The sequence below is a fragment of the Ohtaekwangia kribbensis genome (genome assembly GCF_042676245.1).
Classification (GTDB): domain Bacteria; phylum Bacteroidota; class Bacteroidia; order Cytophagales; family Cyclobacteriaceae; genus Ohtaekwangia; species Ohtaekwangia kribbensis.
This window is the reverse complement of record NZ_JBHTKA010000007.1, coordinates 930,215-953,718: the sequence shown is the minus strand read 5'-3', so window position 1 is coordinate 953,718 and position 23,504 is coordinate 930,215. Positions and strand designations below refer to the sequence as shown.

Sequence of the window (23,504 nt, the reverse complement as noted above, 5' to 3'; positions counted from 1 at the left end):
CAGAACGGCACAGGTATATATTCAGATCATGTATGACTCCTAACAGCCCGCTACGGTGCTGCGGTTTTTAACTCGGCCAGATTCAAAAAGATTACAGGCAGACCAGGCGATTGAACACACAGTATATTTTTACCCGCATTCGTATCCAGTTTTATAACAGTACGACCATTGTAGGCTTGCACTTGCCTGGAACCTGATGATGTTCCCAGGTTATCAATCAGCTTACCTTCACCTGCCAGTGAAAAGTATATCCAATTGCGGGCGTCCAGGCAGAGTATATTATTTTCATCGACAAGTTTTACTTGTACCGTAACCGTATCGCCATCAGAGCCGATCTTCTCTGCTACAAGTTTCGCAGGATTACCCCACGACTCCGACTGATAGCGCTGAGTGATCTCATCTTCAATTACAACTTTATCTTTACGCGCTTTTACCCGGAGTATATTATTTCCATTGGCAAAGGAAACCATCCAACGCAAACCAGCAGCAGGGAAGTCCTGACTGTTGCGTTTTTTTATACCATAACTTTTTCCATTCACAAACAACTCGGCTTCATCGCAGTTGGAATATACCTTTACCATTTTCTGTTCGCCTGCTTTGCCCCAGCGCACCGGCCATGTGTGTCCATATATATGCGCCATCGGCTTATCGGTCCAGTATGATTGAAACACATAGTATGATTCTTTGGGAGTAAAGTCGCGTGCTACAACACCTTTCTGATTTACATACGGCACCGGATTATCAGGGCGCACGGGTGTTGAAAAATCCTTGAACGGCCAGTATGCTGTACCGGTAAGCCACGGCATGGTTTCTTGTTCTTTCAAATGCCAGTCGATAAGATTGCAGATATAGGTCTCGCTCCAATCGCCATCTTTTGAGACACGTGTGCTGCCACCATATAGCGAAGCATCACCTTTGCGCTCGTCTGCTCCGCTGCCCGTTGTAATTTTCTCAACCACGGTCTCGGCTTCTTCCGAATGTCGTCCTGCATGGCTATCGCCTCCCCACTCTACATGCAGAAAATGTTTTACACCTTCAAACTCCTTTCGCGATACTTCTTTATACTCGGTATAGCGCCCCCTGTACCAACCGGCCCAGATGGAAGGAGAATATACATCTACTATATCTTTACAAAAGTCGCACCGGCGGATAGCAGTTTTGCGCGAGGGGTCGGTAGCATGTGCGAGATCATTCAGTTCTATCATGAATGCTCGGATCTTTGCTTTGTCAAATTCAGGAAAGTCACCAGGCCAATCATTTTCATTTCCCAATCCCCAGAGTATAACAGAGGGATGATTATAATGCTGACGGATCATGTTGGTAAGCATTCTGCGCGCCTGCGCTTTATATACATCGCCACCTAATCCACCGCGACACCAGGGTATCTCTTCCCACACCAGAATACCCAGACTGTCGCACAGATTTAAAACGATACGCGATTGCTGATAATGTCCCAAACGTATAAAGTTCACCCCCATCGTTTTCATCATGATCATTTCCTGGCGGATCATCGCTTCCGTCATGGCACCGCCTACACCGGCATGATCTTCATGACGATGTGTTCCGCGCAGCAGCAGGCGCTTGCCATTGAGCAGAAATGGTCCGTGATCCTCAAAGGTAAAACTGCGAATGCCGGTCTTCTCGCTATATATATGCACACCAGCAGGAGATGTAAGTTTCGCTTCCACCGTATAGAGGTAGGGTTGTGCGGGCGACCACAGTTGCGGCTTTTTTAAAGTAGCATTCCAGGTATACAGAGAATCCTTTGCAGTAAGCGATGCGCGCTGTCGTTCGATTACTTTACCAGCGGGCGAAATCAATTGTATATCCAGTGTGGCACTAGCTTGTCCGCTATTCCGTAATTCTGTTTTTACCTGCAGCAATGCTATACCTTGTTCCGTTACCTGCGATGCTATCGACAGGTGATTCACAGATGCTCGGGGTGTATATACCAGGTTCAGATAACGCATCATTCCTCCGTATACGTTGAAATCAGAAAGGTTCGAAGGAATCATCTCCAGGTCACGGGAATTATCGCAGCGGATCACCAGCGGTATCTTTCCGCCAAACTGTTTTTGCAACGCTTCATTTTTCTGAACCGCTTCTACAGCATCGGTTATGTCAACAGTCCATTCGTCATAGCCACCCACATGGGAACCCACTCGTGTGGTATAAATATATACTTCCGTTTTCTGCCCGGCACCTTCGAAATGCAAAAGCGTTCGTCCTTTACTATATGGATTGGTTATGGGTATTAATGTTCGATACCAGCCTGCGCCCTGGTAATACGATACATCCGGATCAACAGCATCTTCGGCATTGAAGCAATGCGGCAAGGTAACATCCGTCCAGGCGGGAACACTTTCCGGAGCACCCTCACCTACCGTACGCACGGCTTCCCATATACCGCCAAGATCACCTCTGAAAAATTTCCAATCGTTGATCAAACGGGTACGCTGTCCCTGCGCATGTGCAAGAACAACGGTCAATGCGATTACTATACTATTGATTATAAACTTCTTTATCATACTTGCTTTCTATACACGTCTATTCATTACAGCGTTATCACGAGCAGCACCATCAGCATGGTTACGAGTAAAAACATCATGATGCTTTCAATGATCCTCACGTGGCGTATCCGCCTTTCTTCATCTGTTTTCATGCATTTCTAACGGTGTGGTTAAACGCACACAAGATGCACCGTTTGTTTCAACCGGCAGGTATGCAAACCATTCGTTGAGGTAAAGAAACCGTTCAGTAATACATCAAGGTTCCACCGGGTGCCTGTATTCACTTCGTTTATGCACACGCAAAAAAAATTCCGGCACATTAAAAAGGTGTACGGATTGCTCAATAAGGTGCAAAATCCGTTCGTGATCCTCATTTATATACTCTGACGAAAGCTTTGGTCTGCTCCCTGACACGAACGTTTCCTTTTGAATGCAAATGTTCATAATTTAGGTTACTACACCACCAGACCGTTTATGTTTACAGGAAGAAGTACACACCTGAAAATCGCTTTTGTATTTTCGGTGCTTATCGCTTGTGTTCCATCTTTAGTCGCGCAGACACTGGAGAAATTTACATTTGACCATCTCAGTGTTGAAGAAGGACTTTCGCAAAGCACCGTGTTTGCCATTACACAGGATGCTGATGGCTTTATGTGGTTTGGGACACGCGATGGATTGAACCGCTATGACTCGCGAAGTATCAAAACCTATCGCAATGAAACCGGTAATGCACGCAGTCTTTCGAGCAACAGTGTTCACTGCCTGTTGGTAGATAGCAAGCATCAACTCTGGGTAGGTACCAACGAAGGCCTCAATCTATACCATGCCGATACGGATAACTTCACGCGCAGTAAAATCAACCCGGATTCCGATGAAGGTATTCACAACAACCATATAGCGGCCATTCATGAAGCAAAGAATGGTACGATCTGGATCGGCACGCACGGTGGACTCGCAAAAGTAATTTCCACAGAACCACTTCGTTTCCTTCACTTCCGCCATGATGATGCCAATGCAAACAGTTTACTGGACAATGAAATCCGTGCGCTGAATACCGACCGCCAGGGAAATCTCTGGATCGGTACAACCAAAGGTGTAAGTAAATTAATGGTGGCTCCTGATGGGAAATATACTTTTATAAACTACCTGTTACATTCCACCCATATACAAGGTAAGAGCTGGGTTAACGGTGTGCTGGAAGATGACCAGGGAAATATACTGATCGCCACGGAGCAAAACGGTATCAAAATTCTGGATCCGAAAACGGGCCAGATAGCTCCTTTCAATTTTTACAACCGCGATGGACGTTCCATTGAAACGGTACGTGTTTTACAACGGCATGGCCACACGCTGTGGATGGGTACGCTCGAAGGTATGTACTTGTATGATTTATCTGGAAAGACTTTTCACTTCTATAAAAACGATCCGGACGATAACCTTTCGCTTAGTGACAACTCGGTGCGCTCGGTATTCCGCGACCGTGCCGGCACCTATTGGATTGGTACTTTTTATGGCGGTGTAAATTATTATAGTCCGATGTCGCGACAGTTTGATAAGATCAATGTTACCGATCAGCAGAACCGGAAGATCTATAAAATTGCCGGAGCCATGATTACGGATCATCACAACAACCTGTGGATTGGCACCGATGGAAACGGATTGTTCTGCCAGGATGCAAAGGGTAAAACAATTCTGCAACTAAAACATCAGCCTGATGATGCGAACACCATTAGTCACAATAAAATTAAATGCTTACTTCAAGATGATGATAACGGACTATGGATCGGCACCATCAACGGCTTAAACTATTACGACTTTAAACACAAAACCATTCATCGTTATTTTCACGATGCCAATGATGCGACTTCACTCCCGGATGATCGTGTTTATGATTTGGCAAAAGATGCGAAGGGAGATATATGGATTGGAACTTATCGTGGTGGCTTGTGCAAACTGAACAAAGAAAGTAAAACATTTGATCGCTATACCTACCGGGCCAACGATCCCACATCATTAAGCTCGGATGGCATCACCTATATATATGAAGATTCCGACAGTAATCTATGGGTGGGTACAGTTTCCGGTCTCAATAAGAAACCAAAGGGTAAAGATACATTTATACGTTTCGTCAATGCGAACAATCAGAATAACATGTATGCTTTATGTATATATGAAGACAAACAGAGACGCCTGTGGATTGGTACGCGCGATGGCGGCCTGAAACTAAAAGACAAGAACAGTCATAAACTACGGACGTTTACAACGGAAGATGGACTTGCCGGTAATTCGATCAGCGGTATATTGGAAGACGCGAAAGGTTTTTTATGGATAAGCACCGAGAACGGATTATCACGGCTTGACCCCACTACGTTAACGTTTAAAAACTATAACAAGAATGATGGACTGATTTGCAGCGAGTTTAATTTCAATTCGTTTCATAAAGGCAAAAACGGGTTCATGTATTTTGGAGGCTATAACGGCATTGTAAAATTTCACCCGGATAGCATTCAGCAAAACACAGAATCTCCCGCCCTGATGTTTACGCGGCTGAAACTTTTCAATAAAGAAGTAACAATCGATTCAACAGGTGATGGTATACTTCATCAAAATCTTTCACGCACATCTGCGCTTGAATTCAAATATGTACAGAATATATTCTCGGTAGAATTCGCCTCCCTAAATTTTATACACCCGGGCAAGAACAAGTATGCCTATAAACTGGAAGGCTTTGAAGAGCATTGGAATTATGTGAGCGAACCGGTCGCCACTTATATGAACCTGCGTCCGGGGCGTTATACGTTGCTGGCGAAGGGATCGAACAATGACGGTGTATGGAATACTGAACCGATACGATTGGCAATTACCGTACTCCCTCCCCTCTGGAAAACCTGGTGGGCGTATAGTATCTACGTTGTGATTATACTGTTGCTGGTATATGCGTTGCTTCGCTTCAATAAAATGCGCTGGAAACTGACGCACGATCTGAAGATCGAACAATTAGAAAAAGAGCAGCAGGAGAAACTGCACAAAGCCAAACTGAACTTCTTCACCAACATTGCGCACGAGATCCGTACACCGCTCACGCTGATTGTAAGTCCGTTGGAGCTGACGCTGGATCGTTACCCGAACGATCCCTTTGTGCAGAAGCAGCTTCACATTGTGAAATCAAATACCAACAGACTGGTGCGTCTCATCAATCAGCTGCTTGATTTTCAAAAACAGGAATCCGGCACACTGAAGCTTCGGCTGGCTCACGGCAATATTGTCTCATTGCTCGAACAAACTGTATTTTCCTTTTCAGAATATGCGCGCAGCCGCGATATACAATTAGCGTTGCATGCGCGGCCGGAAGCTATATATATGAACTTCGACCGCGATGAACTTGAAAAAGTATTCTGTAACCTGCTCTATAATGCGTTCAAGTTTACACCCGGTGGTGGTAAAGTATCGATCAACATTACGCAGGAAAATGACCTCCTATTGGAGGAAAAATCTTTTGTAAAGATCACACTCGAAGACAACGGGATCGGTATTGGCCAGATTGATCTTCCGAAAATATTCAACCGCTTTTTTCAGGTAGAGCATGCTGGTATGCGGGAGTCTGGTTTTGGTATCGGGTTATCACTTACGAAGGGTATAATTGATCTGCACGGTGGCACCATCGCGGTAGAAAGTGACGAAGCCGCGTTGGGACAATCCGGTTTTACGAGGTTCACTATTACCTTACCGATACACAAATCCACGCTGTCAGAAAAACACGCTATCGTCCAGGACATTGCTAACGATCACTATATATCGGTTGAGCCCGAACCAACGTCAGCCTATTATGAGACAACGGCAAAACAAAAACAGAATCATCCCTTCCACGTGTTGCTGGTGGAAGATAACGTTGAGATTCGCCAGTGCATTCGAAATATACTTTCACCGTATTACACCATTCAGGAAGCAGCCAATGGTATAGAGGCTTGTGCGCTGACCAAACGAACTATACCCGATCTGATCATCAGCGACATTGCTATGCCGGAGATGGATGGACTTGAATTTACCCGGCAGATAAAACAAGACGAGCGTACGCAACATATACCGGTCATTCTGCTTACGGCTCGTGACACAACTGAACATCATGTAGAAGGTATCGATAAAGGTGCTGATGACTATATTACCAAACCGTTTCACAGTCGCCTGTTATTGCTAAAAATTCGCAACCTGTTGGCGATGCGCGAGAAGCTGAAAGAGAAATATCAAAAGATCGTAACGCTTGAACCTCGCCATGAAGAAGTGGAAGATCCGGATAAAAAATTTCTGCAACGGCTTATGTGTGTACTTGATGACAACATCAATGACGCTGACTTTAATGTAGCTAAACTTGTTACGGAAATTGGCATGAGTCGACCGGTGTTGTTCCGAAAAGTAAAAGTGCTTACGGGTATGTCTGTGATCGACCTGATTCGCTCAACCCGTCTCAAAAAAGCCGAGATGCTCTTGAGACAAAAGAAAATGTCGGTCTCTGAAGTTGCTTTCACGGTGGGCTTCAACGATCCAAAATATTTCAGCAAATCTTTTCATGCACAGTTTGGGACTACACCTTCTAAGTATATGGAATCCATACAGGAGTAATCTGATACATACAGCATCAAAAAAAAGGCTGATCGTATGATCAGCCTTCGCACTAATAAGCAGCGAAACACTTAAACAACCATGAAAATAAAAACCAGGAAGTGCTATTCATTCTCCTCTTTCGCTTCCTCTCCACTTCTTTCTTCTGCTGCTTCATAGTTTATGTGACTCTCTGCTATTTTCGTGAGTAATACATCGGTATCTTTTTCTTCTGCTAAAGTCTGCGCCAGTATATCGGCTACATCATCCAGCCCTATTGTTTTGGCAAGCTGTGTAAGACTTCCGTATGCAGCAATTTCATAATGCTCAACTTTTTGAGCGGACATGATAATGCCCACATCACGTGTAGCCGTGCCGGACTCTGTTTCATTGATTACTGTTTTTGCTTCGTTGGTTAATCCTTCCATCGCATCGCATTTCTTGGCGTGCGGTTTTCTATCAAGCAGGCTGAATACTTCCTCGAGTCTCGCCACCTGATCCTGCGTTTGTGCAATATGCTCTTCAATAGCATTCTTCAGTTCTTCCGATGAAGCAGCACGTTGCAATGCAGGCAGCTTCTGCACCAGGTGTTTCTCAGCCCAGTAAATATCTTTTAGCTGGTCGGTGAAAAACTCAAGCAGATCCGGTCCACTCGAAGAACGTTTTACAGTTGCAGATTTACGGACAGCCTTCTTTGCTGTTTTTCGTGATGCTCTTTTTGTAGCTGTTCTGGCCATAAAGGTTTATTTAACTTTCCGGTTTATTAATTTACAGAAAAGTTATTTATAAAACTATGCCCGTGTTGTCTCAACGCGGTGAGTATGCATGTGCATAGACAACAAAATCAATTTGATTGATGAACTTTGTGCATTCTTAACGCATCATTTTGCGCATTTATTTCTGCACTATATATGAGCTAATTGTCCAATCTACGCAAAACAAACAATCCCCGGAACAGGAATAATTATTACTAATCTCCTGACGAATGTTTAACAATTACACATCGACTTCTGTATGAATAAAAGAATGTTATTGACCTTGATGTACATGGCGCTGGTGTTATTCTACTTTGTATTGATCAAAATGTAAATGCATAATAACTCCTAACGAAGTACACCATACATCTGTCCGCAGAAGTTCACTGCACTGTGTCCATAGCAGCGTAAACCTTGACAACATATACTATTCCGCTTCTTACTTCTCCGCTCATCCCCCTCCGGAATTCCTTTCCAGCACCGCATACTTCACCTGAGCCATCCGCTCCAGTCAATGGATCAGTCGGGCCACCTCCGTTACATCTTCCTCATCGTATATATCAGCAGATACCCCATAGTCGGGTCCTGCTGATATGGTGATTATCAACTTACTTTCTTTGCTTTGGCAGACTTATCCTTATCCTTGGCAGGTTTATCTTTACCGGATTTATCTTTCTGTTTTTTCTTCACAAGCTTTCCGTCTTCCGCAAATACAGCTTCCCATTTTTCCTGGTCATTCTTCAGATCCATTTCATAGGTTGTTACATTTCCCTCCAGCATCTTGTATACTCCGGATACTTTGAAGTTACTATACTCTTTCTTCAATGTAGTGGTAACAGCCGCCGGCAGTTCGCTTTCCTTGATATCAACTTTATGCTTTACCATTTTACCGTTGCTATCGAGCCAGCCCTTATGCTCCACGCCATTTACCTTGAACTTAACTGAATGCGCATCTGCTTTCTTTTCCCATTTGGTTTCTGTAGCCTGCGGAAAATCTTTTTTGAATGCGGCAACTACAGAGGCCGGCACCTGTGCTTCCGGAATCTCCTGTGCAAATGATGTTACTACCGATAGTAACATACCAGTGATGAATAGTGTTGTTTTCATAGCGATCGATTATGCACAAATATACTTTAATTTACAGGCCGGGTGTGCAGTCTTCAAAAGTTATGTTCGAAAATGGTATATTCCGTATCGCCACCGGACGAACCGACCGCCAGGCACGACCAACGATATAGAATTCAGCCATGCTACGCGCCCATTTATACATGGCATATATATTGGAAAGGCTTTTATGTTAACTCAAACCCTATGCTCCGTAATTATCTTCTTGTCGCTATCCGAAACCTGATTCGTAATAAAGTATTTTCACTGATCAATATAGCAGGACTGGCCTTGGGACTTTCCACCTGTTTCGTCATTTACCAATATATACATTTCGAGCAGAGCTACGATCAGTTCCATGCAGACGCTGATCGCATCTATCGCATACCCATTGAATATACCGGCAACTTTTCAACGCTTCAGTTCTCGGCCACCAATCACCCGGCGGTAGGCCCGGCATTGAAAGCAGACTTTCCGGAAGTTGAAGACTTTACCCGACTGGTGCGGCTAAGTTTATATACCAACGCAGCGGCACTTGCGTATGAACCTCCTTCCGGAGATGCAGTGGCATTCAATGAAGGCAAGATATATGTTGCCGATCCTTCGTTCCTCACGATGTTCTCTTTCACGATGAAAGAAGGGGCTGCCGCTACAGCACTGAAAGATCCTTCCTCTATTGTACTCACTGAGAGTATAGCACGAAAATATTTTGGCGACCAACCTGCATTGGGTAAAGAGTTAAAGCTGAATGGAGACAACCTCATGAAAGTTACCGCTGTTCTCAAGGATATTCCCGAAAACTCGCATCTGCAGTTCGATATACTTATATCCTTTAACATCATGTCAGAGAAATGGGGTTATGATATATGGGGCTGGCCTGAATTCTATAACTATATTAAACTGAAAGAAGGAACCGATCCGAAACAGGTGGAAGCCAAACTTCCCGCATTCCGCGAAAAATACCTTGGAGAGAGAATGAAGCAATATAAATTTCAATCGAAATTTCATTTGCAACCACTCACGGATATACATCTTAAATCAAACTTTTCACAGGAACAAAGTCCGAATGGAAGTGAACGTACAGTATATTTTCTTTCCCTGCTCGCTGCGTTTATCCTGATCATCGCTTGGATCAACTACATCAACCTGTCCACTTCCAAATCCCTGGAGCGCTCCAAGGAAGTTGGATTGCGTAAAGTAGTGGGTGCCCATAAATATCAACTTGTTTCGCAGTTCTTCTTCGATGCGCTGCTGGTAAATTTACTCGCGCTGTTTATTTCGCTTGGCACAATTCCGTTCAGTCTCAACTGGCTGGGTAATGTTGTGGGTAAAGATATTGCGGGCTTTGTATATACGTCCGGGTGGTGGTATAGCAGCTCGTTCTGGGTCCTCGTACCTGCCGTGGTGCTCGGTGGTGTATTGTTGGCAGGGCTATATCCGGCCCTGGTATTCTCGTCCTTTAAACCGGCTGTTGTGTTGAAAGGTAAATTCTTCAAATCACAATCCGGAATTGCGATCCGGAAGTATATGGTGTCCTTTCAATATATACTGTCCATTTTCCTGGTGGCGGGTACAATCACTATATATCGTCAGCTGGCCTATATGGACAAGATCGATGTAGGGTATGCCAAAGATCAGATTCTTGTGTTGAAAACTCCGGCAGTATATGATTCTACTATTAACGAAAAAATAAATTATCTCAAGAATGAGTTGAAACAATACCCGGTGGTAAAAGATGTGTCTGTATCTTCCGAAATACCCGGGCACGCTATAGCGGATCGCAATAAAATAAGAAGACTTACACAAGACCCGGGTGATGGATTTATGACCTACATACAGAGTATAGATCACGATTTCACCAGTACGTTTGGTGTGGACGTTATAGCAGGCCGGACGTTTGAAGAAGGAGAATCAATGAGCCCCGTATTCGGTTTTAACCGTGGCCCTGCAAAGCCTGTTAAAGTTGTGCTCAATGAATCAGCAGCAGCGGGATTAGGCTATGAAACGCCTGAGGCAGCCGTACACGAAAAAATTGCATTTGCTTATGGCTCCGGTGAGCACATCGCTGAAGTTGTTGGTGTTGTCAAAAATTATCATCAAACATCTCTGAAAGAAAAGTATAAGTCGATCCTGTATATATATCCCGGAGATGTAACCTGGCGGTATATTTCACTTCGCGTGGATACCGATGATCTTTCCAATTCGCTCGCATCTTTTGAGAAGACGTACGAGTCTGCTTTTCCGGGCGGAGTATTCGATTACTTCTTTCTGAACGATCATTTCAACAGTCAGTATAAAGCCGATCAGCAGTTCGCGGCCATCTTTACAACGTTTACCTTACTAGCGATTTTAGTATCGTGTCTTGGGTTGTTAGGACTATCCATCTTTGCCACGACCCAGCGCACCAAAGAGATTGGTATTCGTAAAGTACTGGGAGCTTCGTTTACTACCATCCTGATGTTGTTCTCCAAAGATTCTGTACGAATTCTCATTGTATCGTACCTGATCGCTGTACCTGCTATATACTTTGCAGCCAGTCAGTGGCTCAACAACTTTGCGTTTCACACGGGTATGGGCTGGGAGATTTATATACTGCCGCCACTGGGCTTGCTGCTGATCTCCCTGGGCACCATCTGTGCAGTATGTTTACGCACTGCGTTTATCAATCCCAGTATATCGTTACGACAGGAATGATCTAAGGTATAGTCTCAGCATTACTTTGCCTGCGCTCCCGGTTACGACTCCGCGGAGCAGCATGCTGTGCCGTGCTTATTCCTGTAAGGGGATCGGGCATTGATGAGTCTTTTTACGGAGACTCTTCTCTTTAGTATTATCATAGACTAACGTCTTCTAGTCGTTCTGCAGGAGGTGTTCTGAATCCTTACCGGAGTTTCAACAGCCGCACCCGTTTACCTTTTATCCTCGGATAAAAGACTCATTCGAGGGGGACTACTGTCATTTACTTCACCTTGCAAGAGCATTGATTACTCTGGAGATTCTCCTCGGTAACACTTATTCTCAAAGGAGGTACTGCTCATTTTCAGCATCATTCCCTCTGGCATACGGCCAGATGCAAGAGTATGAACTACACAAACCAACTCCCGGCTGGCATTTTTTTACGAATGAAAAATTCTTTTTTTCATAGAGGTTCACCTTGTTTTTACAGGCAGTAAAGCTGTCGTTACAGCTTACTAAACAGGTGAAGTACATACGGATACCGTAGTGAAAATCATACGCAGTAACCTTCGGAATAACCTGAAAGATCACTTTCTCATAGGGAAAATGATCACCTGGCCGAAACATTTTTGGACACTGATCAAGAAGCGGACTACTCGTAAACGACTCGCGCATCATCACACAAGTCACTCACTGGAGTGACATAAACCCTGACATAAACATGTGGTACATCTCGGGCTACACCTTGCCCAGCAATAGAAAACAAGCGCGATAAAGAAAAACTATGCTTGACTTTCCCTATAATTGTGAGACTTTTCGTAAATGAAACGACAGATGCTATAGGGAAGATTAGGATAATTTAAACCACATCTGTATTTTCGAAAAAGTTAAGTTTAACTATTAACTACAAATTAAAAAACGCTATGGCAAAAAAAGCGAAGAAGGCAGCAAAGAAAACTGCCAAGAAATCAGCTCCTAAGAAAGCTGCTAAGAAAACGGTAAAAAAAGCAGCTCCTAAGAAAGCAGCGAAAAAAGCAGCCAAGAAAAAGTCTGCACGTAAACCAAACGCAGCGTTCATGGCACCTCTTACTCCAAGCGCTACACTCGCTGAAGTAATCGGTACAAAGCCACTGCCAAGAACTGAGATCATCAAGAAGATCTGGGACTACATCAAGAAGAACAAACTTCAGGACCAGAAGAACAAGAGAATGATCAATGCAGATGCTAAACTGAAAGCTGTTTTCGCTGGCAAAGGTCAGATCTCAATGTTTGAATTAGCGAAAGTGATCAACAAGCACGTAAAGTAATTCTTACATTGCAAAGTATAAGAGGTCATTTGTCTGAGACGAATGACCTTTTATATTTTATACCGGTAGCCGCTATTAATAGAATACCACGTTACACTCCGGCTTCTTCTTTTTGAAGCTGGCAATGGTCTTGGAAGAAATACCCGTGTTATAGCACTTGAATGTTTTGAGCGGAAGGTTTTCCAGGGCACTGATCTTCTTTACACGGGTGTTGGAGCAATCCAGATACTCCAGCGCAGTAAGTTTCTCCAATGCACTTAAGCCATCAATCTGTGTTCCGGCACAATTCAGCTTCCGTATCGAAGGTAAATTTTCCAGTACATCCAGTTCTTCCACCGGTGTACTCGATATGTCGAGGTCTTCGAGATTGGTAAGTTGTGCGAGGGGTTCCAGCTTACGCACCGGACTGTTCACAACATGCAGCGACTTCAGTGTCTTTAACGTTACGAGTGGTGCCAGATCATGTATACCCGTGGCAGCGAAGTGAAGATCGCGCAGGCGTACAAACTCACGCAGCACGGTGAGATCATTTACCTGGGCATCGCTGAAGTGTAGTACTTCCAGTTCAACCAGGCGATGCAGGTCTTCGCGCTTGGCATTGGCACTTATAGCCACCTGTGTTTTAAAAATACCTTTCCATTCTTCCGGCAGGTTCGTCCACCAACGCACCAGGCTATCGGTTTTATATACCACGAGGCACCGCGGATTTTTACCGAGGAAATCCTGCACATGATTATTATTGATCGCGGTATGATCAACGTAAAGTGCCTTGAGCGAAGCGTTATCAACCAGCGGAGTAATGCTTTGTATCTTGCTGTTGTCGGCACGCAGCACGGTTAATTTCTGAAACGGATCGAGCACCGACAGATCCTCCACCGGTGTATCGCTGATGTCGAGCAGGCGTATATTCTTGTGCGCACCTATAGCCGAGAGATCTTTTACTGAAGTTTTACTCGCGATGATCACCTGGATCTTCCGGAGTTTACGAAGTGGTTCAAGGTCTCTGATCTGGTTGTTACCGGAGAGATTTACCGAGTCGAGATTCATCACACGGGCGAGTTCTTCCTTCGAAGGATTCATACCCGTTTTGATCGCGGCACTGAATACCTTGCGCCATTTATCGGGCAGTGTATCCCACCAGGTCTTCAGATCATCAGTATCGAAGATCACCAGCACACCGGGGTTAGCCGCCATGAAGGCATCCGCCAGGGAGCGGTCGATCTGTGTATGGTCGCAATATACCCGCTCCAGCGCATTCAAATCCTGCAGGGCATTCAGATTCGTGATCAGGGTATAGTTCGCGTATAGCGCCTGTAACTTCGCTGTACCGGCCAATGGACTGAGGTCGGCAACACCTGTACTGTCAATATATAGCGTAGTCAGATTTTTAAACGCGGCCAGCGCAGTCAGGTCGGCAATGCGTGTACCCGAGGCGTTGAGCTCCTCCACCATGGTCAATGTACTGAGGGGAGCCAATGTAGTTATACCAGTGCGCGACACATTGAGGTAACGCAATTCGGTAAGGTTACCCAGCACCGTCAGGTCCGTTACGCGGGTCTTGTACATACCCAGGTGCTGCAACTTCAGCATCTTCTCCATCACACTTATATCATTCACCGCGGTGTTATTCAGATTAAACCTGATGAGCTTCTCCGAATAGCGAAGCGGTGCTATATCGGTAATGCGGGTGCCGGATATATCGAGTTCTTCCAGTTCGGTAAGGTTCCGTACCGGACTCAGATCAGTGATGGATGTATTGGACAGGTTCAACACGCGCAGGTTGGTAAGCTGCCCGAGAGGTTCAATGTCTTGTATATATTTATTGGCGCTGAGGTCGAGCGCGTCTATGGAAGTGATGTTCTGTATATCTTCCAGGTCTATACTATCGGTTATGTTGAGCTTTCGCTCGAATATAGATTGCCATTCGTATGAGAGCTGGTCCCACCATTGGGCCAGTGCTTTCTTCTGATTGAACTCGCGGGTATAGATGCTTACGATCTTGAGGTCCTGGTCTTTCGCATCGTAGTTGATCTCGATATACCGTGGCACCGTGTTATTGATAGCCTTTCCATCGGCCGTAGTGCCCTTCATATTCCGCAGCAGCGATACTTTATAGAACAGGTTGTTATTGGCCGTGGTTTTTCCCTGTATATCTTTTATCGTGAACTCGAACTTTACATTCTGAAAAAAGAAATCCACGTCCTTGAGATACGCCTGCACATCTTTATTGGTGATTACGTTTCGTTTTTCAGCGAGGTCGTCTTCAATCTGCACTTTGCCATCGCGGAAGATCTTGCTATAGCTTTGGGTGATCAGTATATCTTTATCTCCGGCCGGAGTGCTGCCGCTTCCCAGTGTATTCAATACATACTCCAGGAAAGCAACCATGTCTTTTACTTTCTGCTGATGTTGCTTCGTAGGATCAGATTTACTCTGCCCCTGCCCGAACGAAGTATAGGCAGCACCCAATAAAAGAACAGCGGCAAACCACCGCTTACTTTCTTTCATAATAGAGAAACTTTCTGAGAAGATTTTTTTCAGTATCATTATTTAATTTCACAAGATTCGAGATAAGCCAGCCGGTATTATAGCCAGGCCTGTTAAACTCCGAAAGCTCAAAGTACCATCCGCTTACCTGGAAGAAATGGAATTTGACTTCCTCAACGGTCTTAAATTTAAGATTACCCTTTTTGATCTCATAGAGGAACAGCGAAAGGTGATCCGGCACAAAGCGCTTTACGGTAAACTGACTTACGCTGTCGTTGGCAAAGGCTTTGCGTAAATTCATAAAGTCAAGCTCATGACTCAGCGGGTGTATAAATTTACCGACTCGCAACGTATCGCGCTGAAAGTACGGATCAAACATACCGGCATGTACTTTACTGATTACCCACTTGCTGCCGAGATGATCTTTCTCCAATTCCATAAACAGAATCACCGTCTGGTTCTTTCCATTCATAGTAAACGTAGTGTGTACTTCCGAATACCAGTTGCCCCCGTGAAAGTCGAGCAGCACGGGCTTCTCCAATACCTCCTTTGCAAACTGTACTTTCAGATCGTTGCTGATGCCGCGGTTATCCGCATCGAACAACATACCGATATACTTCCTGCGAAGTTTTTCATTCCGATATAGTTTGTCTTTCGGATAGTACCGGTCGCCCTTCTCGTTCTCTTCACCGTTAAACCTCCTGAAAAACTGGTTTACCTGTTTGGTCTCAGCATACAGTTTACTTTCATCATCCGCTGCAAGCTGCGCCAGCAGCGGATGTGAAACCAGAAATAAAATTATAAAGCCTGATAAGAAAATCGATCTCATGCACTTGTTTCCGTCACCCGTATATCTCCTAACATAACATCCCAGAACTCAACAATGCGTCCTTGTATCTGGGTCTTCTTTCGCTCCACGTATATCGTGATATCTTTCTTGGTAGTATCCTTATACTTCATACCATCATCCGATTCTCCTTCGAAGCGCTGGTAGATAGTAACAACACCTACATAACGTCCATCGGGCTGACGCTCCAGGTCACTGATGTAGTGTATATCATACCAGGTAATCGATACGCGATCGTAGTTCAACGCGATCAGTCTTTCAAAGTACTTGCGAACTTTATAGTAGTTTACCTCCTTGCGGTTAAGTGATGACACGCCCATCTCGGCATCCGGTGCGAAGAGCTCTTCGGCACGGTCCATTACCCGGGTTGCCTCGGAATACGGTGTCTTCTTGTTACCAATGATGCTGATATACTTACTGAGATCTCTCACTTTTTCCAAAGCAAGTGAATCGATGGCCTGCTTTCTCGCAGGACTTATCTCAGCGCTCTGTGCGATAGCACGATCTATAGTAAGCAAGCTTAAAAACAATACTACTATATATTTATAGTGACTCATGTTATTGGATTTAAAGTGTATAGTTTATTTCTGTTTGGTTAATTCCAGTTCGGTAATGCGGCCGGAGCCATCGAACTGAATATTGCTGATCTTGTTGAAATTCTTTTTCTGATCTTTCAGGTAGTTGAGATAGTCGCGGATGGTTGTAGGACGATCGTAATCTTTCTGTCCGTTCTCTTCGCTGATCACGATCAGTACCGGAGTATCAGCCGATGAAAAAAGTGACAATGCTTCGTTGATGCTGCTGTTGGCCGATGCTACATTCGATGAACCTGCAATCGCGCTGAAGTATTGTTCGAGCCGTGCCTTGGGTTCGCGCGACTTTGCTTCAGCTTCACGTCTGGCGCGTTCTTCTTCAGCCAGTGCCTTTCTTCTCTCCTCCTCTTCCTTCTGTTTGCGAAGCGCTGCTTCCTGTTCCTGTTTTACCTTTTCAAGCGATGCCTGGTTGCTGGCTTCCATCGCTTTCTTTTTACTCTTGCAACTAGCTCCTGCCAGCATCAGTATGAGGAGGGCTGCTGTAATTAGTCTCGAGGAGTTTCTGATTTGATGTATCATTTTTCTATTCTGTTTTTATACGTATGAGGAATATTTTCCAATGTGGAGGCACATAAAATATTATGCCAGTTTAAACCTGTGCTAAAACACGATAGCATAAACGTTTATAGTAATTTGAATATTGTTCTGTGCATATACCGGACGATGTGTAGAGAAAGCCCACAAGGCTTGCTATAGGTATACGAACAAATCACCTGCCGGTTATGGAGGGCAACGCTATTCGTTCGATGAACGTTAGCGGGTAACCGTTAATCGTTATTAGGTAATGGTTAATCGTAGTTGACTAACCGTTATTTGCTCGTCTTTACAAAGTATAGATATAGCAAAAATCAACTTTGAGACCTTTGTATCTTCTCCGTGTCCTCTGTGCCATTGGATTTTTCAGAACGCTATAGCAAGTTCAACGATAGCTACGAGTCCTCCTCGATTTATAACCTCCTAATAACCGATAACTAATAACTGGTAACGATTAACGGTCACGCAAGGATCTGCTTCAACACATCCGGAGAAAGCGGCTTGCTGATATAGTCTTCTATACCATACGACTTCGCTTTTGCTATATCCAAAGGATTTTGTGACGATGAGACAACAATAATCTTGATATCGTCACGTTGATCAGGAGGAAGCTTGTTAAACTCTTCCAGAAAAGAAAACCCGTTCATCACGGGCATGTTCAGATCGAGGAAGATATGCGAAGGTATATTTCGCACGCCTGCAAAGGCATCCTGCAGCAACTTCATTGCTTCTTTACCATTGAAGACGCTATATACTTCTTTGGCAAGGTTTATTCTTTTCAGAAGATTTTCAGTTATAAAATTGAAAACCGGTTCATCATCCACTAACAAAACTGTGTTTGGCATCATAACTCGATTAATAGCTAAAGATCACTCCCGCACAACAGCTAATATTAAAAACATCACACAACATAGCAAACCATTCGTGTCTTTTGTTATCACAAATACGTGGCACGAATTTTTGCACATGCTCTTTATTCCGGGTTTGTAGAAAAAAATCATATCCCTTCCGGACGCGGTAACGTATAACATTCCTGCCGCCATCAATTGAGACATCGTAAATCATATCTGAAAATGTTTTAAGATTTCCAACTGATTAGCGCCTATTGTCTTAACTATTTTACACGTATTATTGAGAGAGTTCTACTGCTATGTCAAACATTGATGCCGAGTTACAGCTTACCAGACCTTCTACGGAAAGAATTATAGAATTGGTGCGCATTAACCGCAACAATCATATCCAGCAATTCCTGGAAGACAACGCCTTGCATCACTTCTTTTCCGAACGTTATCACGTAGAGCATCTCAGCCCGATTAAACTCGAATTTCTGAAACGTGATCTTAAAGTGCTATCAACGTCAAATGTTGATCTTGTGCATTATGCTTCGCTGATCAAGGACATGAAAGATTCCAACACACTAGCAATCACAACAGAACACGAGCACTTCTTTCTTGAGGAACTCGAAGCTATCTTCAAGAAATATATTTTCTGATCGCTGCGCCACCAGCAACAACTCACGGTAGCGAACTCTCGCGGCATGCAGATTGTTATTGGCTCAGGTATATAAAAAATCATTATGGCTAAAGCGACATTTTCCGATCTGATCAGCAGCGAAAAACCAACTTTTGTAGATTTCTCTGCCGAGTGGTGTGGTCCATGTAAAATGATGGCACCGATCCTGGAAGACCTCAAGTCTCAGGTAGGTGATAAAGCGCGCATCATTAAAATCGACATCGACCGAAACCCGCAGGCCGCAGCGGCATACCAGGTACAAAGCGTACCCACACTGGTTCTATTTAAAAAAGGAAATGTAGTCTGGCGCCAGTCAGGTGTTGTACCAACCGAATACCTCAAACGCATCATCGATCAACACGCGCTATAAGATTGAAAAATTGGAAGATTGGAAGATTTGGTGTTCCAATCCTTCAATGAAATCTGCTACTGCTTTACTATTCTGAAGTAATCGAAGACAGAGCCGTCTTTGGTATCTATAGCTTCAGCCCACAGTTGCTTTCCATCAATATGTATTTGCATAAAGGCCCACAGGTGCTTGCTGAACGCTACCAGTTTAGGATGTGAGCATCGCTCCGGATCGGGTGCATAATATGTAGGGTCTGTACCAAAGCCACGCAGCTTTCCGCCACTGCCCGCAGTTATACTGATAAATCCTTCCGGTTGCCGGTATACATTGGGTGTATTGATATGTTTTTGTATCGGCTGGCCTTGTCCATTCATCGGATTAAGACGTTCGTAAGTATGCGCGTGGCCATTCAGCACTACATCAACTTTATACTGCTCAAACAACGGGTATAGCTCCATCACCTTTGTATAGTCTTCTTTATATGTGCACGATATACCGTTGTGATGCAGGAAGACAATGATCCAGTCATACTTGCCTTGTGCTTTCGCAAGATCATTTGCCAGCCATGCCTTTTGCTTTTCAAATTCATGGAAGTCTCCGTTCTTGGAATCAAGTCCTATAAAATGCGCATTGCTATAATCGAAGCTATAGTAATGACCATTACCGGGGAGTTTCCATTCCTTCAGAAAATTCTCTTCCGGGTTTACAACCCAATCGTGATTACCCAACACCGCGAAGGTTGGTATTTTGGTAAATACATCTTTAAAATACGGGAAGAGGTGTTTGTCGTAACCTTCACTCTCACCGTTTGGATATACTATATCACCTAACAACAAACCAAAATTCGGACGGTCTTTCAGTTTCGTTATGCCCACGGCCATTTTATCAGGCTTCCCTCCTTCGCCAACGGGTTCGCCTATATCACCAGCCGTAAAAAAACTAAAGGGATGCTTTGTATCTACCGGAGAAATAAAATCGAGTGAATCTTTTTTCAACAGCTCCTGGTCATCTGTAAAAATTCGATACTGATAGCGCACGCCTCGTTGCAGGCCGTGTATCGTTGCCGTATTCATATAACCATACTTCGCTTTCACCACGGTACCGATAGCGGTACGCCATGTTGTATTTTCTGCACGCACCATAATCTTGCAGTTGGCACCACTGGTGGTTTTCCAAAGTATACTCACGCTGTCAGCCAGTGCTGTTTGGAGATAAGGCGTGCGCAGTACCTGCGGTATAGTTTGCTGGCCGTTGCACAGGTGCGAACCGAGTATAATCGTTACAATGAAAATGATACGGAGTTGGGTCATGATTATTCTATTGATCTACGAAGATTGATTCCTTACTATAAAATTACTGATCTCTTCCTGCGAACGCACCAGGTATTCTCCCTGTGCCGGTATATTGTTCATGTGCTCGTCCAGCACAACGGCCTGCACGGTATCGGCCGCCTGCAGCAACAACATCTTGATAAGCTGCGCTCGGAGTTGTTCATCGTATACCGGGAAACAAACCTCGATACGCCTGTATATATTCCGGTTCATCCAGTCGGCCGAGCCGATATATACTTCGGTATTGCCAGCGTTACTGAACATAAAAATGCGGCCATGTTCGAGGTAACGATCTACAATGCGTTTTACCGTAATGGTATCGCTCATGCCCGGTATACCCGGTACGAGACAACAGATGCTGCGTACAACGAGTGTTACCTGTACTCCGGCACGTGCTGCTTCGTATAGTTTGGCAATCAATACCGGGTCTTCCAGGTTGTTGAGTTTTATGGTGATCGATCCGCGATTCCCCTTACGCACATGCTCAATCTCCCGTTGGATCAGCGCTATAAAACGCTGCTGCAAATTAAACTGTCCTACGAGCAAGTGTTTAAAGCTTAACTCATCGGATGCCTTGGGTTTTCTTCTTTTCTTCAGAAACAGAAAGAGATCCTCTGCTTCCTTCAACATAGGTTGGTGTGCCGTAAACAGGATATGATCGGTATAAAACCGGGCCGTGCTCTCGTTAAAATTTCCGGTGGCCAGCAGTCCGTTGTACTCGAAGCCTTTCGTACATTTCTTTTTGATAACGGCCAGCTTCGCGTGTACTTTCAGACCCGGTATACTATCAATGATCGTGATACCGGCACTCTTCATTTGTCTCGCCCACTTGATGTTGTTGGCTTCATCGAAGCGTGCTTTCAACTCCACAAATACCATCACCTTTTTTCCATTGCGTGCCGCGTTGATCAACGCATGCACAATGCGCGAATCGCTGGCCACGCGATAGAGCGTTACATAAATCTTCGTTACGTATGCATCGATGGCCGCTTCATTGAAGAAGCGAAGTACGGTTTCGTACGAATGAAACGGAGGGTGCAACAGTATATCATTGCGGGTAATATCTTCCAGCAACGCATGTTGCGGATTGTTAATCGTATACTGAGCCTGCCGGTACGGAGTATATAGCAAAGCTTTATCATATACCGGTATAGTTGCCAAGTCTTTTAAATTATGATAGGCGCCACCCTGCACACCTTCTGCCGTTCGCAATCCGAGGCGGTCGCGTAACAGATCGCAGGTTTCGCGTTTCATCGTTGGCTCGTACAGGAATCGTGTAGCCAGTCCGAAATCGCGTTGTGAAATTTTCTTTTCGATCTTCTTCGCGATGTTTCCTTCAAACTCGTCTTCGAGGTCGAGCTCGGCATCGCGTGTAATCTTGAAGCTCTCGCTGCTCACAACATCTCTGCCGCGAAACAGTTTGTTCACAAACAACTTCACGATGTCGTCCAGGAAAATAATATAGGATGTGCCTTCGTGCTGAACACTATAGAAGCGAGACAATTTATCGGATGGGACATTCACGATAAAAAGCCGTGAATCTTTCTCTGCATGGCGTACTGTTACCGCCAGGTATATCTTATTGTTCTCAGGACAATAATCCGTTTCATCTGTAATATCTACAACATGCAGGTACGAGGCGACTACATTCATAAAGTAGTCTTCAATAAACGGCACGATCGTTTCAGGCACCGGCTCCTGGTATAGCAACTGAATATTATTGCGCTTCAAGGCCGGCAGTATCTGCTCACGAATAATAGTACCGAAGAGCGTGAGTTGCTTCAGGATTGTGGCGTGAATGGCATCCAGCCGTGAGTCCTGGTCTGCTATCTTTTTGTTTTGAGACAAGGTATATAACGCCTTTAGTGCCGGAATGCGCACCCTGTAAAATTCATCGAGGTTGGATGAGTAGATCGCCATAAACCGGATGCGTTCCAGGAGTGGAACCGCTTCACGCGATGCCTCTGTGAGCACGCGTTCATTGAACGACAACCAGCTCAGATCACGATCAAAGTAAGTATAGTTGACACTCTTTTCTGCTCCTTTTACCTTTAGCTTATTCATAACTATAACTTCAACGAGCGGTAAGATATAGTTGAAAGCGCAGGACGCCAACAAGAGTCTGTAAAAAATTAACGCCTCAGGCCAACCTTAACATTCCAATAATATATTCTCGTGACAACACAATAAAAGAACCAGCTTCGGCTTTGATAAGCATCCCGCTGGTTCAGGTATTCTATTCATGTAAACTATATACTTTTCAACTGGCAAACATGCCATCAGCTTTTGAATACAAGTTTGTTAGCCTGATCAATCTCGCCCTGGCTCACCGTGTGTCCCATGTTCGGATATACTTTTTCCGTTACGTTGGCATGCAGTCCTTGCAAGATGCGTGTGCTATCCTGCACACGCCGTACCGGTACGTGCGGATCGGGATCACTTGTACCGATGAACACAGGTGTACCGGCAAAATCGCCTTTATATTTTTCGGTATATAATACATCACCGATCAGTCCTCCGGTAAAGGCAACCACACCGCCCCATTTGGTAGCATTACGGGTAACATACTCCAGCGTGAGACATGCACCTTGTGAAAACCCGAGGAAGTATATATTCTCCTTCGGGATGCCTGCGGCCTCTATATCTTTTACAACCTCCCCCACTACGTCAAGCGCTGACGAAAGCCAGGGTTCATTGTGATTGGGATTCGCCATGAACGAATATGGATACCACGTATAGTTGGTAGCCTGCGGTGCCACCAGTGCATAGTCACTCACTTGCAGATGCGGTGCCAGCGAAAGTATATCACTCGCCTGTGCCCCGCGACCATGCAACATGATCAATGCTTTTTTTGCTTGTTTCAGATCTTTGCCTGCAGTTATATATTCTTTTGTGTGCATAGT

General features: G+C 44.6%; 17 protein-coding genes. 6 read left to right on the top strand and 11 right to left on the bottom strand.

The window, feature by feature from the left end; all coding sequences use genetic code 11:
* Positions 1–50: 50 nt before the first annotated feature.
* Complete coding sequence (locus ACFQ21_RS19095) at positions 51–2,528, bottom strand: glycoside hydrolase family 2 protein (RefSeq protein ID WP_377581239.1); 2,478 nt, start codon at positions 2,526–2,528, stop codon at positions 51–53.
* 456 nt (positions 2,529–2,984) lie between these two features.
* Between ACFQ21_RS19095 and ACFQ21_RS19090 the strand changes: the two genes are divergently transcribed.
* Entirely contained in the window at positions 2,985–7,127 is a 4,143-nt protein-coding gene (locus tag ACFQ21_RS19090; protein ID WP_377581236.1) for a hybrid sensor histidine kinase/response regulator transcription factor, read from the top strand.
* Between the two features lie 104 nt (positions 7,128–7,231).
* Here the strand turns inward: ACFQ21_RS19090 and ACFQ21_RS19085 are convergent, their stop codons facing one another.
* Positions 7,232–7,843: a YciE/YciF ferroxidase family protein gene (locus tag ACFQ21_RS19085; RefSeq protein WP_377581233.1), complete on the bottom strand. Its 612-nt coding sequence runs from the start codon at positions 7,841–7,843 to the stop codon at positions 7,232–7,234.
* 621 nt (positions 7,844–8,464) lie between these two features.
* Positions 8,465–8,968: a PepSY-like domain-containing protein gene (locus ACFQ21_RS19080; protein ID WP_377581230.1), complete on the bottom strand. Its 504-nt coding sequence runs from the start codon at positions 8,966–8,968 to the stop codon at positions 8,465–8,467.
* A gap of 204 nt (positions 8,969–9,172) precedes the next feature.
* Between ACFQ21_RS19080 and ACFQ21_RS19075 the strand changes: the two genes are divergently transcribed.
* The 3 genes from ACFQ21_RS19075 to ACFQ21_RS19065 all read left to right on the top strand — a co-directional run bounded on the left by ACFQ21_RS19075 (position 9,173) and on the right by ACFQ21_RS19065 (position 12,948).
* Complete coding sequence (locus tag ACFQ21_RS19075) at positions 9,173–11,659, top strand: ABC transporter permease (protein ID WP_377581227.1); 2,487 nt, start codon at positions 9,173–9,175, stop codon at positions 11,657–11,659.
* A gap of 528 nt (positions 11,660–12,187) precedes the next feature.
* Entirely contained in the window at positions 12,188–12,343 is a 156-nt protein-coding gene (locus tag ACFQ21_RS19070; protein ID WP_377581223.1) for a hypothetical protein, read from the top strand.
* 221 nt (positions 12,344–12,564) lie between these two features.
* The gene (locus ACFQ21_RS19065; RefSeq protein ID WP_377581220.1) at positions 12,565–12,948 is read left to right on the top strand and encodes an SWIB/MDM2 domain-containing protein; all 384 of its coding nucleotides are present in this window, start codon (positions 12,565–12,567) and stop codon (positions 12,946–12,948) included.
* A 75-nt stretch (positions 12,949–13,023) separates the two neighbouring features.
* Here the strand turns inward: ACFQ21_RS19065 and ACFQ21_RS19060 are convergent, their stop codons facing one another.
* From ACFQ21_RS19060 to ACFQ21_RS19040, 5 genes are all read right to left on the bottom strand, one after another.
* Complete coding sequence (locus ACFQ21_RS19060; protein WP_377581217.1) at positions 13,024–15,456, bottom strand: leucine-rich repeat domain-containing protein; 2,433 nt, start codon at positions 15,454–15,456, stop codon at positions 13,024–13,026.
* Entirely contained in the window at positions 15,443–16,264 is an 822-nt protein-coding gene (locus ACFQ21_RS19055) for a hypothetical protein (protein WP_377581214.1), read from the bottom strand. Before ACFQ21_RS19055 ends, ACFQ21_RS19060 begins: the two co-directional genes overlap by 14 nt.
* Positions 16,261–16,839 (bottom strand): hypothetical protein, encoded by a 579-nt coding sequence (locus tag ACFQ21_RS19050; RefSeq protein WP_377581211.1) that lies wholly within the window; start codon positions 16,837–16,839, stop codon positions 16,261–16,263. The genes ACFQ21_RS19055 and ACFQ21_RS19050 overlap by 4 nt, the downstream gene beginning before the upstream one ends.
* Before the next feature lie 24 nt (positions 16,840–16,863).
* The gene (locus tag ACFQ21_RS19045; RefSeq protein WP_377581208.1) at positions 16,864–17,394 is read right to left on the bottom strand and encodes a nucleoid-structuring protein H-NS; all 531 of its coding nucleotides are present in this window, start codon (positions 17,392–17,394) and stop codon (positions 16,864–16,866) included.
* 476 nt (positions 17,395–17,870) lie between these two features.
* Positions 17,871–18,257 carry a response regulator gene (locus ACFQ21_RS19040; RefSeq protein ID WP_377581205.1) on the bottom strand — a complete coding sequence of 129 codons (387 nt, stop codon included), beginning with the start codon at positions 18,255–18,257 and terminating at the stop codon, positions 17,871–17,873.
* A gap of 302 nt (positions 18,258–18,559) precedes the next feature.
* On the opposite strand from ACFQ21_RS19040, the gene ACFQ21_RS19035 reads away from it, so the two are divergent.
* Positions 18,560–18,901 (top strand): hypothetical protein, encoded by a 342-nt coding sequence (locus ACFQ21_RS19035; protein ID WP_377581202.1) that lies wholly within the window; start codon positions 18,560–18,562, stop codon positions 18,899–18,901.
* 84 nt (positions 18,902–18,985) lie between these two features.
* A complete protein-coding gene (gene trxA, locus ACFQ21_RS19030) occupies positions 18,986–19,291 on the top strand; it encodes a thioredoxin (protein WP_377581199.1) in 306 nt (101 codons plus the stop codon).
* Between the two features lie 56 nt (positions 19,292–19,347).
* Here the strand turns inward: trxA and ACFQ21_RS19025 are convergent, their stop codons facing one another.
* The 3 genes from ACFQ21_RS19025 to ACFQ21_RS19015 form a co-directional block, all read right to left on the bottom strand.
* Positions 19,348–20,580: a purple acid phosphatase family protein gene (locus ACFQ21_RS19025; protein WP_377581196.1), complete on the bottom strand. Its 1,233-nt coding sequence runs from the start codon at positions 20,578–20,580 to the stop codon at positions 19,348–19,350.
* Between the two features lie 15 nt (positions 20,581–20,595).
* Positions 20,596–22,665: a polyphosphate kinase 1 gene (ppk1, locus tag ACFQ21_RS19020; protein WP_377581193.1), complete on the bottom strand. Its 2,070-nt coding sequence runs from the start codon at positions 22,663–22,665 to the stop codon at positions 20,596–20,598.
* Positions 22,666–22,880: 215 nt separating this feature from the next.
* Positions 22,881–23,501, bottom strand: a complete 621-nt coding sequence (locus ACFQ21_RS19015; protein ID WP_377581190.1) for an alpha/beta hydrolase — start codon at positions 23,499–23,501, stop codon at positions 22,881–22,883.
* Positions 23,502–23,504: the final 3 nt, after the last annotated feature.

Coding starts and splice junctions, on each gene's coding strand:
- ACFQ21_RS19095 (WP_377581239.1), bottom strand. CDS start 2,528: ATGATAAAGAAGTTTATAATCAATAGTATAGTAATCGCATTGACCGTT.
- ACFQ21_RS19090 (WP_377581236.1), top strand. CDS start 2,985: ATGTTTACAGGAAGAAGTACACACCTGAAAATCGCTTTTGTATTTTCG.
- ACFQ21_RS19085 (WP_377581233.1), bottom strand. CDS start 7,843: ATGGCCAGAACAGCTACAAAAAGAGCATCACGAAAAACAGCAAAGAAG.
- ACFQ21_RS19080 (WP_377581230.1), bottom strand. CDS start 8,968: ATGAAAACAACACTATTCATCACTGGTATGTTACTATCGGTAGTAACA.
- ACFQ21_RS19075 (WP_377581227.1), top strand. CDS start 9,173: ATGCTCCGTAATTATCTTCTTGTCGCTATCCGAAACCTGATTCGTAAT.
- ACFQ21_RS19065 (WP_377581220.1), top strand. CDS start 12,565: ATGGCAAAAAAAGCGAAGAAGGCAGCAAAGAAAACTGCCAAGAAATCA.
- ACFQ21_RS19060 (WP_377581217.1), bottom strand. CDS start 15,456: ATGAAAGAAAGTAAGCGGTGGTTTGCCGCTGTTCTTTTATTGGGTGCT.
- ACFQ21_RS19055 (WP_377581214.1), bottom strand. CDS start 16,264: ATGAGATCGATTTTCTTATCAGGCTTTATAATTTTATTTCTGGTTTCA.
- ACFQ21_RS19050 (WP_377581211.1), bottom strand. CDS start 16,839: ATGAGTCACTATAAATATATAGTAGTATTGTTTTTAAGCTTGCTTACT.
- ACFQ21_RS19045 (WP_377581208.1), bottom strand. CDS start 17,394: ATGATACATCAAATCAGAAACTCCTCGAGACTAATTACAGCAGCCCTC.
- ACFQ21_RS19040 (WP_377581205.1), bottom strand. CDS start 18,257: ATGATGCCAAACACAGTTTTGTTAGTGGATGATGAACCGGTTTTCAAT.
- ACFQ21_RS19035 (WP_377581202.1), top strand. CDS start 18,560: ATGTCAAACATTGATGCCGAGTTACAGCTTACCAGACCTTCTACGGAA.
- trxA (WP_377581199.1), top strand. CDS start 18,986: ATGGCTAAAGCGACATTTTCCGATCTGATCAGCAGCGAAAAACCAACT.
- ACFQ21_RS19025 (WP_377581196.1), bottom strand. CDS start 20,580: ATGACCCAACTCCGTATCATTTTCATTGTAACGATTATACTCGGTTCG.
- ppk1 (WP_377581193.1), bottom strand. CDS start 22,665: ATGAATAAGCTAAAGGTAAAAGGAGCAGAAAAGAGTGTCAACTATACT.
- ACFQ21_RS19015 (WP_377581190.1), bottom strand. CDS start 23,501: ATGCACACAAAAGAATATATAACTGCAGGCAAAGATCTGAAACAAGCA.